At 44.6% G+C, this 14,805-nt stretch carries 7 protein-coding genes; all 7 read right to left on the bottom strand.

The window, feature by feature from the left end; all coding sequences use genetic code 11:
• Positions 1 to 12: 12 nt before the first annotated feature.
• The 7 genes from AC58UW_RS19735 to AC58UW_RS19705 all read right to left on the bottom strand — a co-directional run bounded on the left by AC58UW_RS19735 (position 13) and on the right by AC58UW_RS19705 (position 14,791).
• Positions 13 to 981: an aldo/keto reductase gene (locus AC58UW_RS19735; RefSeq protein WP_497422316.1), complete on the bottom strand. Its 969-nt coding sequence runs from the start codon at positions 979 to 981 to the stop codon at positions 13 to 15.
• A gap of 910 nt (positions 982 to 1,891) precedes the next feature.
• Positions 1,892 to 2,365: an HIT family protein gene (locus tag AC58UW_RS19730; RefSeq protein ID WP_497422315.1), complete on the bottom strand. Its 474-nt coding sequence runs from the start codon at positions 2,363 to 2,365 to the stop codon at positions 1,892 to 1,894.
• Positions 2,366 to 2,660: 295 nt separating this feature from the next.
• Positions 2,661 to 3,494 (bottom strand): class I SAM-dependent methyltransferase, encoded by an 834-nt coding sequence (locus tag AC58UW_RS19725; RefSeq protein ID WP_497422314.1) that lies wholly within the window; start codon positions 3,492 to 3,494, stop codon positions 2,661 to 2,663.
• Positions 3,495 to 4,062: 568 nt separating this feature from the next.
• Positions 4,063 to 4,860, bottom strand: coding sequence for a class I SAM-dependent DNA methyltransferase (locus AC58UW_RS19720; protein ID WP_497422313.1), 798 nt, complete (start codon positions 4,858 to 4,860; stop codon positions 4,063 to 4,065).
• Positions 4,861 to 5,764: 904 nt separating this feature from the next.
• Positions 5,765 to 6,505 carry an alpha/beta hydrolase gene (locus AC58UW_RS19715; RefSeq protein ID WP_497422312.1) on the bottom strand — a complete coding sequence of 247 codons (741 nt, stop codon included), beginning with the start codon at positions 6,503 to 6,505 and terminating at the stop codon, positions 5,765 to 5,767.
• Positions 6,506 to 6,587: 82 nt separating this feature from the next.
• The gene (locus tag AC58UW_RS19710; RefSeq protein WP_497422311.1) at positions 6,588 to 6,854 is read right to left on the bottom strand and encodes a hypothetical protein; all 267 of its coding nucleotides are present in this window, start codon (positions 6,852 to 6,854) and stop codon (positions 6,588 to 6,590) included.
• 290 nt (positions 6,855 to 7,144) lie between these two features.
• The gene (locus AC58UW_RS19705; protein WP_497422310.1) at positions 7,145 to 14,791 is read right to left on the bottom strand and encodes an S-layer homology domain-containing protein; all 7,647 of its coding nucleotides are present in this window, start codon (positions 14,789 to 14,791) and stop codon (positions 7,145 to 7,147) included.
• Positions 14,792 to 14,805: the final 14 nt, after the last annotated feature.

The raw sequence follows: 14,805 nt of genomic DNA, 5'->3' as shown, positions 1-14,805 counted from the left end.
TATTCGGGTTACTTATCGGTTGTATCCGAAACGTGTTCCTGCTAATGAACGCCATACGTCTTCGCACTTCAACAGAGTCTCGACATCCAGCGGTTGCCCCTCAATCGACGCAATATTTTGCTCGATTTGGGCTAATCGACTTACTCCAGAAATGATACTCGTCACGGATTCTTGCGCGGCGCACCACTTCATCGCAAGTTGCAGGATACTCAATCCACATTCCGCAGCAATTTGAGTAAGCTTGTCTACTGCGGCAAAATTCTCATCTGACCAGTACCTGTTAAAATATGTTTCATTATTGGCAAATCGAGTATTTTCCGCAGGCTGACCCGGCTTATGTTTACCGGCCAGTAACCCCCCGGCAATAGGGTTATAAATGACCATGCCCACGTCATGCGCCTTTAAAAAAGGAACGAGTTCTGTTTCTATGCCGCGGGTAATAGGGTTATAGACATTCTGAGTGATTATGGGTGCGATATAATTGCGTTTGTCGCAGATAGACAACATATCAGCGACTTGCCAAGCGGCATAGTTGCTGACGCCAATATAACGAATTTTCCCCGCTTTTACCAAAGTAGACATCGTTTCAAGTGATTCTTCGATGGTTGTATCGTTGTCAGGCGCATGCATGTAGTAAATGTCGATATAATCAGTATCCAATCTCATTAAGCTAGCATCAACAGCAGATAGAATATTTCGGCGACTTAATCCCGCGTTATTAGGGTTTTTCCCCATAGGACCGCGTACCTTTGTCGCAAGAATAATCTCATCACGCCTCCCTTTGAGACCTTTACCGACGATCTTTTCGCTTTCTCCCTGATTATACGAGTTTGCAGTATCAAAAAAATTAATGCCATGCTCAAATGAGTAATCCATGATTTTAAGACTATCAGCTTCGCTTGTTTGCCCTCCGAACATCATGGTTCCAAGACTTAACTTGGAAACTTTAAGACTTGTTTTTGACAAGTTATTATACTGCATAGGATAGCCTCCTTCATTTATCATCGATTTTAGAATACACCATACCCGGTGTTCCAAACAGTAGTGATATTATTGTTACTTAGTTACTTTAACTTAACTAATTTGCCCGTCATGCAGTGAAGGGTTACAGCTTATTATAAATCGGGAATGGAATAAAGTTCTTGTCATTTGGTATTGACAAGAACTTTATTCCATAATAAAAAATTTGCCTTTGCCCCCGCGGAAGTAAGGCGGAGTAGGTTACTAAAAAATAGCAGCAGCCTTGATTGAAATGAATAGTCGTGGCCGCTGCTATTTTTTCAATTATCTTTAATTTAACGAAAAAGCAGCCGCTCCTTAGAGCCTGCTGCCGCGGTGTTCAAATTAAACTAATGTTCTCCGTTAGCTCAACAAACGTGTGTTTTAAGATCTAAGTATATTGGTTTTCCCACTAAGCAAATCCTCAAAGACTGATCGTTGAACTTTGTTTATTTGATCTAGTAAAATATCGTCAATATTCCAAAACTGTAATTTCAGCGTTTCGCATAGATCGTCTTGAAATTTTAATGTATCCCCGTCTTCAGATAAATGCTCATTGTAATCAGTCCAAGCATTGAAGAGAAACATGACGAAAACAACCTTGTTTCCATCAGGATATATATATTCCATCCTAGTTCCGCTATATACTGCGTAAAATTCACGCTCATTAACAGATAATCCTGTTTCCTCAATAACTTCGCGACTCCCTACTTAATTGGTTATAGCTAAGTCTCAGGTAGTAAGACTGTTGAGGTAATCTGCCCGATCAGTGCCGGCTGCTGTCATGTGATGGCTGAAATATAGTTTTCCGTAGTTATGAGAGAACTTTATATTTTTCTCTAGTAAGATCCACGTAACCCCTACTAAGATCATCATTCGCTCCTCCTAGACCTTAAATGTTTTCCTTTATCCAAGAACGCAATTTATCAGCATATAAAGAGCGTTCATCTGGATCGGACTGAGAACCATATGTCAGATAAAGTTGATCATTCACATATCTAGGGTAAACATGGAGATGATAATGCCAAACATCTTGATTGCCAGCAGGCTCATTATGTTGCCGCGTAGAAATCCCATCACATCCATATGTACTTTTCATTGCAAACGCTGTAAGCTGAGCCGCTCGGTGAATTTCAACAGCGTAATCCCCAGGAAGTTCAAAGATGTTCTCAAAATGTTGATTAGGTACAACAAGAACATGTCCTTTATTGTTTGGCCACCATTTGCTCGCTATAAATGCCGTTATCATTTCATTCTGATAGATGATGTCCCTTTGTTTTGTTCCCTGATTAGATTGCTCGATACCCGAGACACGACAAAATGGACATTCGTATCCAACGGGCTTATGTGAAAATAAGGCTGTCACCTTTACATTCAACTCCTTTCATATTCCTTCAACAAGCTATTAGACTCAGGCAACTTCTGACGCGCAGTTTTGCTGCCTTTGAATTCGGCGGCATTTATCAGATTAGCGATAACACCGAACTTCGTACGATCTATAGTTCAATCGCGACATAACAGCAGCTGGCATACGGTCGGTTGTCAGCTCCACCCGAAAGCTTCGCCAAGGCCTGAGAAGATAAAGTCAGCCAGTCAATTGGTACCAATCTTGGTTTCGTATTATCCTGCTCTCCATTAGCGTAATGAGATCTGCAATACATTCAACTTATTAATTCTTGTTTTGTACCACAAGCCATGACAAAGTTCATCATCGCATAGGCATTAGGGGAATTATTAATCGTCTCAGAAGCTTGTTCGACTTGAGCAAATTCTTCCTGATTGATAACCCCATTATTATAAAAATGAATAAATCGTTTTACATCAAACTGGTGTTTAAAACCCTCAATCCCAAGAACATCGCTATGCTGAAGAACCGAATCCATGTCCACTTCAGTAAAACCAGTCTGTTTTAACAGCCTCGGTAGACTCCTACCGATCAACCGATTGCCACCTTTTGAAAAGACATAATCTGCAACTTTCTGTAATATTGAGGGCAGCAGAGGCATGTTTGGATTCACCACACCAAATATCCCATCATCTATATCTATGATGACCAACTTTCCTCCCGGCTTTAGTACACGATATATCTCACTGGCAGCCTTAACTGGATCTTTTAAATGAAGAAATAACAACCTAGCAATTGCAAAATCATGTGAATTGTCAGGTAGTCTTGTATCGTATACGGATGCATGTACAAACTGCAATTGAGTTGCTGAAACGTAGTTTATCCGATGTTTAGCTTCGTCCATGAGTTTTAGATCGATCTCCAAAGCTGTTAATTGGCAACTAGGCAAATTTTGAATGAGTTGCTCAGTAAAGAAACCAGGTCCGCTTCCTAGTTCCAAGATGCGCATCTTGTTCTGTAAACCATACCATTTTAAATTTCGAAATTCTTTTTCCCATCCTATTTTGGCTTGAGCTTTCAATCTCTCCATTTCACTGGTATACCCCAACACTGCATTTTGAATATTGTAAGTAGAATTACGTTCGTACATGTGCGCCTCCGAATTAATTGACTTAACGAAAGAAAATGACAATATATATGTGTAATAATAATTTCAATTTGCTACTGAATAAATAGAAAGTTAATCTTTCTATTTTTCATATTTTGATGTGAACTTATTTGTGAATTCGGAGATATCAATCTTTAGGAACATACTAAATGCTGCCGGTTTATGCCGACAGCCTGAAAGAGATTTAAGTGTGAACTTTTAGGAAAATAAAAACAACGAATTAGTAAATAACTCAGAGACTGTCTGTCGTTACTGTGAAAATAATATTACCTCTTATTCATCTATCTCCTTTTAGTAATATCTGGCCATACTCTAACTTTATTTTTGTAAAAGCCTCTCATTTGTTTTTCAGAATCGAGCAACCCTTTGTAAAGGACGAGGAAATAAAGTCCTAGACTGTCGCTGTTTGATTGAACTAATGTTCTCCCGTTAGTTCTGTCGTCTGAGGCGATTTTCGAATCGGATTTCCACTGCCTCGCACCAACCGGCAGTTCTCTGAACGGCGTTTTCGACTCGCACAACTCCTGGTTCAGGACATTGGGACGCGAATTTACTTTCGACAGATAAAGATCAGGTCTTTGTGGTCTGCGTTAGCTGGTTCGTCGCTGAAATCTCCAAAGATCTGTATGTCGCTGAAGCCTGCGCGCTCAAGCATCAACACCAACTCGTTCTTCGTAAAGTCTTCCGCCCTTTGCGTGTGAACTTCCTCCTTGATAAGGTCTCCTTCGTGCCACAGCCGGACTCGCATCTGACGGGTGGCGACGTTCTCCAAGGGATCTGTCTCAAGTGTCCGGGCAGCTACTTCCAGCTCCGTTCCGTCGGCCAGGCGCTGGCGCTCACTGGATGCGGGCCATCCCTCGGGTTCAGCCAGCCTGTACTCAGGCAACCTCGCCAGCCAAGCGGGCGGATCGTTCCATCGCACCGTATAGTTGAATGCGAACGTGCCGCCTGGACGTAGATGCTCATGGCAGCGCTGCATTGCTTGCATAGTCAGACGATGCTCTCCACCGAGACCAACCACCCCGCAGGCAAATATCGTCCTGTAGCGCCGGGGCAGATCCAGCTCGTGCATTGCCTGCACATAGAGCCGGGGTGAAAGGCCTTGCTTTGCTGCTCGCTCCTGGCAGACTGCAAGCATATCCTCCGAGTAGTCGCAGCCATCCACATCCAGACCATCCCGCAAAAAGGGGAGCAACAAGCGTCCACTGCCGCAGCCCAGATCAAGCGCCGGTTGTCCGGACGTCTCGATCAGCTTCTTGTAGTACGCCGCTTCCGGACCAGCCTCCGTCCACAATTCGGCATGCGCCTTCGCGACAAGGCCATAGTGCCATATTTGGGGTCGTTGCATATTTTGATGACCTCCTTCAATATTGTTGAGACTAGACCGGAAATAATTGCCATCCCTTTGGGAAGTTGCTCTCGTGAGTCGCACCTTAAATTATCTCGCTTAGTAAAACAGGAAAGTTTATAACTATTTCAGTTTACTAAAAAAATTACATTTGTGGGGGGGTGAAAATCACTATAAATTGTACTATACTACCCGTTACTTAAATGAAGCTAAAAAGGGGCTGGTTCAATGCAACTCCTTAACAATCGGGACTTTTACGTTTGAAATACGATAAAGTTACAAATTGCTTAACGCCATTATTAAAATGTGCTAATATTGTTAATAAGGCGGTGGTTAATAAAATGCAACAAATCTCTGATTATCTTTTTATGGGATCTATAATTCTGCTAATATTATCCTTGCTTTTTAAAGGAGTAGGCTCTAAAGGCTCTTCTAATTCTATGGGAAACATCGATTTAGCCATGCATGAAAACCATGGGAATGATTTGAAAAGTCAGGACTCGATTATCAAGAGTATATTTAAATCAGTTTTCGTGTGGATATCAATTTTAGGAATACTTGTTTCAATACTCTTGTCGAAATTATAAATTCCTACAGAAATATTGAACAAAAAAAGGCGCTGTAAGAAGCGTCTTTTTTTGTTAGCTTCAAGGTAATCAGCCAGAGGGAGATGTTCAGCCGGATTAATACGCCGCTCCGCTATTCACTAAGGCATCAGGATTGATTTCGATGGTCGTGTTTAGCCCAGAATACCTTCTGTCTTTGTTAGTGCCATTATCACCGATTTCTTCTATCAACGGTAACACGTGACCTTATCTGATAAAAGAGCGATTATAGTTATAATCAAAATTACCTACAAAAATCATGCTCGTTCTTATAGCTGCAGTTAACGCTGAAATCTGCATTAGCGTATTGGTAACAAGGTGTTATCAAGGAACTCCTTCACCTTTTGCAGCATACCTAGTGTGATCTGATGATTAACTCTAGGGTACTCAATCAATTGGATATGATTTACTGATTTACCCTCAGTCGATATAGCATTGAAGAAATATCTCTGACTATCTATAGGAATTGAAGTATCATCTTGGCAATGAAGAAGTAATAATGGTTTTTGAAGATTTTTGTGAAAGTAGGAGAGCGGATCATTTTGTTGTAACGTAACTTTGTCGCTAGCATTCATTTGATCTAAACCGCGTTTTTCGCGATACAGTTCTTCAAATTGAACCCAAGCACAAGACCCATTAATAACAACTGCGGATCGAAGCTGTTGATGTTTCGCATACGTTCCCGCAGTAATAAATCCACCTGTTGAATGACCAACCAAAGTAATTGGAGTATTGCTAATTTGCAGCAGTTCTGAAACTATATCTACTGCCTCTTGTACGCCTTGAAAAACGATTGGCCAAAAACGAGATTGCAATGTATTTTCATCAAAATAATTAAGGCTTCCACGTACCCCATGGTAGGGAAGTTCAGGCACAATCACTCTATATCGCCAACTTGATATCAATGATGCAAAAAACTTGTAACCTTCTATCGTAGACCCCCATCCGTGATACAATACAACTTGGCCAATAGGATCGGATGAAGGCTGTATTATGATGGTCGGCACCCCACAAATTTCGCGATATTCAAAGTCACCCATTTGCTTGTCTCCTTTGCTAAGCTATAAATCCCCTTTATTTTACCATATAGAAGTACATATTTTTCATTGGTTTATATACCGTTCAATTTGACGTTAACAACAGATACTGATTCATTGGGAAATCATGATTTATCCATTTTTCTTTATACCCGTCTACTCCATGTTTATGTAAGATTAAATCCAATGCGATTATAACAGCTTGAATGAACTCAATGAATAGACATGTTTCATTTAAATCCGTTCCTAATTCTTTTTTTGAATGCATATCTTCAAAAGAAATAATTTTCACATTAAGGTGTTTACTGTCAACTCTTTCAAAGGTCCAAACTGATCCGCCTGGTTCTTCCATCCATTCGAAAGTCGCTTTCCTGCAGACGACTCATTTCACTTTTCGGGATTATAGAGTGTCTCCTTACGAGTTTTTACGGCCTGGTATGTTGCTCGCCCTGTCTCTTACAAGTACTTTTGTGGACGCGCTTTTACGCACAGATTTCGCCGTACGCATGCATACTAGCTACAAGGGTGGCTTGGTCCCTCCCTTGGTTGGACTTTTGCCACTAGATAATGCGTACCTATACAGCAAAAGAAGACCTGAGGCATTGCCTAGCCCCAGATCCTTTTCACTTGACTGTAGCTTGCTTAGCCCTTGCTATCTCCCCGCAAAGCCAGCAGTCTATTTAGAATAACAGCTGCTTGCGCTCTAGTCGCAGTTCCTTTCGGCACTAGCATGTTATCCGTCACGCCCGTCAACATACCTTTATGAACCATGAAGCTCATTGCATCTGAACTCCAGTTTGCAATGTCCTCTCGATCTTGAAACTGGCTGAGTGAAGTGCTCGGCACAGGAGCCGTCTCATCTTTCAGCATCCTCTGCACGATGACTGCAAGCTCTTCCCGCGAGATTGGCTCTTCGGGATGAAACATTTCTTGATCACCTTCCACCAGCCCCATTGTTGAAGCTGTTCGAACAACTTCCGCATACCAAGCGGTTTCGGGGACATCACGAAACGCTTGCGGGCTAGTTTTTTGGGACACTCGCCCCTCTTTCTGTAAGAAGTTGACGAGCATTTTCACAACTTGTGCCCGGGTAACGGGTGAATCCGGCGAGAAATGAAGATCATCCATCCCCTCCATGAGATGCCGGCTAATTAAGACATCGGCATCTTTGCGACTCCAGTGCCCAGATAGATCCACAAATTGCTTCGTATACGTCATGAGGGCATACATCCCCCAACTCTCAAGCTTTACTGAGATGTCGCTTTGTTCTTGGCGGGCAAATCCTCCAACATAGCGCCAACCACCTTGTACGGCAGGATCCAGTTTATATACGCCAAGTTTACGGACATCCATGCCTTGCTTCACTGCCTCCGAGTACGTCCAAGACAGCTCCAATTCCTGCAATAAGGCATCTTCTGAGGTTATCGTCACATATTCAGCATGCGCTTCATACCCCGCTGGCAATGGATGAGGAGGCTGCTGGGTACGTCTGATCTGGATGTTCGCTCCATCTTTCAGCGTTCCCTTCGATACATGCATTTTCAACTTGCCTTCAAACGCCTCATAGTGTTCTTGACCATGTACAATAGGGATTGTTGCCAACTGAGCATCCTTTGTTGGAACCGGCGTACCCACGCATCCGCATCCGTCGCTCACACCTTCGTCGCCAGTGCCGCCACCATTTTTGCTTATGGTTACGGTTATTTCTACCGCTTCTGATCGTTTCCCTGATGTGTCAACGGATTCTAGTTTCGCAGTGTAAATACCTGTTGAAGTTAATCCTTCATATCGGAACAATTGAACAGCCTTATCAACCTCAATTGCAGGCCCGAAACGGGATTCGCTAGGCTTCTTCAAGGCTACCCTAATGCCTCTTAAATCTGCATCGCTTGGATCGGTCCAATGAAGGTTTAATCCTTCGTTTTCATCCTGAAACGACACTTCTTTCACGCTGCCAGGCGCTGAATTAAACATGGCCTGGGGTATAGGCAGGGTGCTGCCAGTCAAAACTTCACCATCCGATTCTCTACCATCCAAGTCAATGGTTAGGAGCTTAACTTCATAGGTCTTGCCTGGCAGGAGGCCTTCAATGAATAATTGCCCCCTACCTGGCTCAACCGTTTCTACGCCGAGTACGGTTCCAGATTCTGATTGTTTCCACGTCACTTTAAGGTGATCAAATCGCACGAAATCATTCTCTTCCCAACTTACCCCAAGCGCATTCTGACTGCGAATCAGGCCTATGCTGCCAGACTTCACAGCTTCCTTCACAGGACCAGGTGCTGTTATTTCTATGAGACCTGTATAAACTTGCGTCATTGACGTCCCCGCATAGCTTTGCACCATCGCATCCACATCAACCTTATAGCTCTGACCAGCACGTAAGGGTGTATCAGAAACAATTCGGAATTCTTTAGCCAACACTTCCCCGCTCGGGCTAGTCTGTGGCTGAACAGGCTCTACACGGATTGAAATCCGCTCGCCATCAACACCGTCAGTACTTACAGGCGTGAGTGCAACAAAATCTGATGTAACGGTTCCAGGAATCATGTAGGTGCTGAAGCGCAGTAGAATACCTTCTCCCTGAGGAATCAAGAAATCAACGTATGGCGCAGTTTTGGATACAATGCCGACATTCACATCATAATGTGGCGGCAAAACGTCAAGCACCTCGCTTCGTGCTGTCTCGTAACCTTCTTTATCAAATAACACCTGCCATTTACCCTCTGGCACATCCCAAGCATATCTCCCTTCCCGATTCGTACGAATCGGATTTTGCTGGCCGTACAGACTTGCATCCCATACTTTCCATGCCTGATCCTGCGAATCAAGGAATAACGCTGTCGCTTTAACGCCTTCTACACGATTCGTTGCAACGGCCTCAAACACATAACCGCTAGGATCATAGATCCAATAGGGATCCAAGATATCCTGATCATCCGGATCATCCTCGCGTTTCGGTCTCTGCTCTTCGTCCTCCTCTTCATCCTCACACTCATCAGAGCTTTGATCTGCTGAGAATTGTTGTTGAAGATCAACCAAATCACTTTCCCAAGCGGCATTAAAGCCATAATTAATCGCAGCGGAAGTCGCTACAACCGCGACACCGGCTAAGAAGCTGATTCCTGCACCTGCTAATCCCATTGCAGCCATTTGTAAGGTGTATTTTAACAGCAATTGTTGAAAAAGCCTTTCAGCCAAATTCTGCAACTCATCATTATAATGCTTGATCGAATTTGCAGAAGTACAATTGCCTCCTCCGACTTGATCCATGAACGCATTCAATTCATTCATTTTTTGTTGATAGTCATATCCTGCGTAGATGGCTGAAGCAAGACCTAGCGGACTCGCCGTACCCGGTGTCTTCAGCTCAAACTTGAAATTTGCGCCTATTTCAATGTAAGGAACACCTGACAGGCTCGGGGAAGCACCAGCTCCAGATAAACTTGACAGTATTTGCTTCGCTTGCTCCACAGGGACAACCGCACTAACCATCATTGTCCCAAGCTGACCATTGAAGTGAAACTTGACGTTATGCAGAGCTGGGCCATTGACAGGACTAGATCCTGGATGGTAGTCAATTGGCATTGGGGCATAGAAGAACTGTGTCTCGATTCTCTCTTCTGGCGAATCCGCACTCGTCAACACTACCTTATTGACATACGTTCTTGTCGATTCACTGATTACATGAGGATCAGCGATCACTTCTTCCAACGGCAGTACCTCTTGCTTCAGATTGCGAAATGTGGGAGGCATGGATTGAAGTATGTCCTCGTGGTTATCTATAACTTGATATGGTTTAGGAAGTATATCATAGTTTACCGCGATGGGTCCGAGATGTCTCTGGCGTGTCGACTTCATTCCCTCATAACGCTCCGTCAACGCATTGAACGTGAGAGGAATTACTTCTCCTGCCAATCGAATATTGACATGGTCCACCCGCTTCGGTTCCCGAAATTGCAGCGAGAAAGCAATCGGCTTCTTAGGATCAACAACGATCGGAAACCGTGAAATTCCGTTGGTCAAATCCACATCCGATCGATGACCACTCACATGCATCGTCAAGTGGATCGGCATGGGTTCATCGACTTCCATCACATCAACAAACACTTGCTTCGAACGCCATTCATAGGCGCCAAGCATCGCTACGGCGGATAAAGCATGCGTTCTTCCTTGCGCTTGTTCCTCGATGAGAGTCACGCGCTGGCTCCAATAACCACCAGGAGCTGTTTTCGTTTCAGCGGCAAGCCTTACACCGTCATAGAGGAGAACTCTGCTGCCTGAAACAGCACGACCACTGACGATAAAAGAGGATTTATCCACTTTCGGCGGTGCTTCTAGGCTGATTTGAGTGGTCCTAATTAAGGCACTAGCGATGTCCTCTTCTCCCCAATCCTTAGTTGTGCTTTGCCTAAATCTCATTCCGATCTCAGCGGTTATACGATCCGAGTTCACGTTATCCACTTGCAATTGATAAAGAATCGTACCTTCTTCCCCTGAAGCGAGATCAGCGGGTAAGAGTACCTCTGCGATAGATTGCGTACCGACAACCACCCCATCTACGGGACGGCCATTTAACACGACACTATTCTCAACGAAAGAAGTGCCTTGCGGAATCCGTATGAGCAAGGTTGGCTCCTTGATAGATTCGCCACTGCCATTGCGGAACATGCCTCTCATCGTGACATGACTTCCCTCAGCAACCGTGCTATCCAACGCCTCAAGTCCGTTTCCGCCTGCTTGATTAAAAAAACCTTTCGGCGTAAGTACAAGATCGCCTAATTCCGTTATTTCCCCTTCACGGACCGTAATTGTTTTCGTCACTTTTCGATCCTGCCTGTAATCCCCAACTGCTGTGACGGAGACGAAGTAATTTCCTGCTTTGGGGAGGGAGACATGAAATTTGCCTGGCTGTAGCGTGTAATACGTAACCGCATGACCGATCTTGCCTTGCTTATCCATTTCAAAAAAACCAGCATGAAGGGTCCAAATCCCCTGTTCCTCAAGCACCGTTCTGCCCGTTACCGCCAATTTCTCCTGTAATCGCATTTCAGCCGTTGCCTGCATCTCTTCATCAATCGTTACAAGCGCGCAGCTTGACCCCAATTGCCCCAGTCGGTCGTGCAGGCATACTTGAAATTTTTCGCCAACTACAGCCTTGAATGTAAGACCATTCTCAAAATTGGTTGGCGTTATGCCTTTCCCCCCTTCTTTTGAAACAGTAGGAGTGAAAGTGTTAAGTTCCGAAATCCCCAAGGAATGGTATTTCCAGTCACTGCCTATAAGCTTCGTGAATAATTTCAGATGAACGGTTGCCGTCCACTCTTGGTGCAGGATCACATCAAGGGATTTCTCTCGGGCCGCTTCTACCTGTATAACCTCTTCCTTCATTGTACGCCGAGTCGTCTCTCCGCCCATATATCCACTAATGGTGGCAGGTCCTTCAGGTATTCTCACACTCCAGGCACCACTCTCATCGGTAATCGCTTCGATAGAACGAGATTCTTGCTTCACGGAAACAATCGCATTCCTGAGCGGCCGTCCATGTACATCTTTGGCATAACCACGAACCAATCCATAATGTATCATTGTGTGCAGGGAAATGTCCGTTTGAGTGCGATCTACCCTCAACATAACGGGCTCAATCGCTGCATAGGGAGAAGGCATCTGAACTTTGATACGAATCTGATCACCAATGAAACCAACAGGAAGAGAGATTTCTCCATTTTCCTTAGTTATTCCCGACACAATCACTTTTTTGGACTCGGCTTGCTCAATCAATACAGGGATGTAAGGGAAGGGGGCATTCCCCTCTTCTCTAGAAACTTTAATCGTCACGCTCGAAGGTACAAATACGTGCATAGCCAGGTTTGCGAACTCCCCTTTGGCTGTAATGACGCTGAGTTGCTCGGCCAGAAGCGATCCATCCTTTGATAATATGGACAGTTTATAGTCTTCGGCCTCAGGAACGATGACGGTAAATGTCCCATGGGACTGATAGACAGCCTGCGCACCTGTCTTCTTCTTAGGACTCCAGGCAACCAGCCGACTGCCGATGAGCGCTGCGCTTACATCCTGATTCATGGACTGGTCCGGATTTTGCAAGTTTGAAACCTCTACTCGAATGCCTGCAGATACCGAAACGGGCAGTCCTTCCACAGGTAATGAAATCATGTTCCCATCCTTGTCTGCTACTTTACCTTCAATCGAGTTCACGCGTGTCATCCCTGATTGGATGTCAAAGGATCCCACGTATTGACCTGGCGATAACTCGGTGAGAGGAATTTCCCGGGTTTGAGTCGCACCACCTTGCGAATAATTCATCGTTGCTGCGGCCGTTCTGTTTCTTTCACCTTGCACAGTAATATGGAGTGAACTACCCAATTTAATTTGATCCTTAGACGCCATGGGTGCTTGCCAACTCACTTTGCGAATCGGTTTATCGTCAGGAATCTCTTGGCACTCTCGGGGACAAACGACGAAGCTGCCTGTGCGGAAATAGCCCCCTTCATCAAAGCTATTCGTGGCTGTACCTATGAATCCAACTCTGTTGCCATCCCTACTCACAGACCCCGAACTAGCATCGGCTGCTGGATTGCTAAGCAGCCTTAACGCTAAATTCGGATCGTCGACATCAATCTTATACATATGATAGCCTTGAAAAGCATAACCCTGTTCAGGCTGAAACTCGAACGCTGTAAAAATAAGATGCTTACCGTCACCGCTTAGCTGGATCTCGCTGAATTCGGTCTCACCGCTAGCTCCCTGCACAATGAGTTTATTCTTTGCTTCCCCGGGAGCTTCACGATCGTAAATGTATATGCCGTCATCCTTGCTGTAAGCGATGAATCGACCATTGGTGCTTATACTTTTTTCGAAGCTTCCATCCGTAAGATAAACCGTACCACCTGTCATAGATAAATTATGGAGATAAAGCTTCTGGGTGATACACTCTTCACAGCCTGTGTAAAAAAGCACGAACTTGCCATCACCTGATAGGATTGGATTTTGAAGGTTCTGATTGTAAACCTCCTCAGCCAGCTCAATTCGAGTTATGGTGTTGGAACTGCGATGATAGACGAATAAATCTGCCTGTTGATTGGTATCCCCTGCAACCAGATTGCTAGCGTCTGAATTGAAAACGAGACGCTCTCCATCGTCACTCATCGAAGGTGGGCCAACGAAATCATTGGGTCTCGCTCCATCTATGGTAGGCAACTGCTTCACGTCAGAAGCACCTGCGTCCATAATCAGAATTTCATAGACGCCGTTTACACTTGCATGAATGGCAACCGTACGGCCATCTTCATCCGTATCAGGTGAGTCTATGCTCTCCGTACCAGCGGGAAGCGGCAGCAGCTTGATACTCCCGTCCCTCAAGTCTTTGACATACAGTGCGCCTATCTCTTCATTCCCTTCACCTTCAACTAAATTGGTTGCTCTAGAAATGAAAACAGATTTGGTTCCATCCCTGCTCAATTTCATCTCGCCCGAATTGTTATTGCCGAATGCTCCACTCGAAGACGTATTAACATTCTGTTGGGTGTGATGCGCTGTGCCTGTAGTAATGTCTAGAGGATCCGAAAGATTGCCTGCCCTATCCTTCGCATAGATGCGATACGACAGCGCGCTAAGCTCCGACACATTCATTTCGGAATAGAACAAGTCTGACGTCTCTAACACAAATACACCGTTTCGTTCAATCCGATACTTCATGGATGCCGCATCTGGGTCCAACGACATCCACATCACTTTTACTTCATCACGTCCTACGGTCTCCCAGCGAAAATCCGACGGTGTCGCAGGAGGTGTTTCATCCAAACTCACTTGAACGGCAGACGATTCTGGGCTAATTTTACCATCTAGGGAGGCTGTTGCTGTCAAACGATGGGTCCCTTCCCCTTGCAATGCAATCTTTATGACAAAATCGCCATTAGCACCAGCTACAACCTTGCCCCTCTCAGCTTTAGGACCCTGATCTTTTGAGACATACAGTATTACTTCTGCGCCCTGTGGAGCTGTACCTGAGACATCTACAGTCTCGGTATTTACAACGTCCGGAATTGGAGTAAGGATTGGCGTCAAGCTCGGATCTACATCCATCGCATACACCGAATCCGTAACGGAATTGTTTATAATTGCGGGTGATAGCACTGAAGTTAGACTCTCATTAATGTTCTCTTGCTCACTGGCATAGATAGCAGGAGAAAGGCTCCCTGTGACAAGGGAAAGAAGGATGGAGCTAATTAACGCCTTTCTACACCAATTATTTAATTGATTAATTTTCAATGGATACAACTCCT

This window comes from Paenibacillus sp. J22R160 (assembly GCF_059692135.1).
Note: the sequence above shows the minus strand (reverse complement) of the source record. Positions and strands in the feature narration are given on the sequence as shown.

Bases quoted from the DNA above. Each gene is read 5' to 3' on its own strand.
- AC58UW_RS19735 (WP_497422316.1), bottom strand. From the start codon at position 981: ATGCAGTATAATAACTTGTCAAAAACAAGTCTTAAAGTTTCCAAGTTA.
- AC58UW_RS19725 (WP_497422314.1), bottom strand. From the start codon at position 3,494: ATGTACGAACGTAATTCTACTTACAATATTCAAAATGCAGTGTTGGGG.
- AC58UW_RS19720 (WP_497422313.1), bottom strand. From the start codon at position 4,860: ATGCAACGACCCCAAATATGGCACTATGGCCTTGTCGCGAAGGCGCAT.
- AC58UW_RS19715 (WP_497422312.1), bottom strand. From the start codon at position 6,505: ATGGGTGACTTTGAATATCGCGAAATTTGTGGGGTGCCGACCATCATA.
- AC58UW_RS19710 (WP_497422311.1), bottom strand. From the start codon at position 6,854: ATGGAAGAACCAGGCGGATCAGTTTGGACCTTTGAAAGAGTTGACAGT.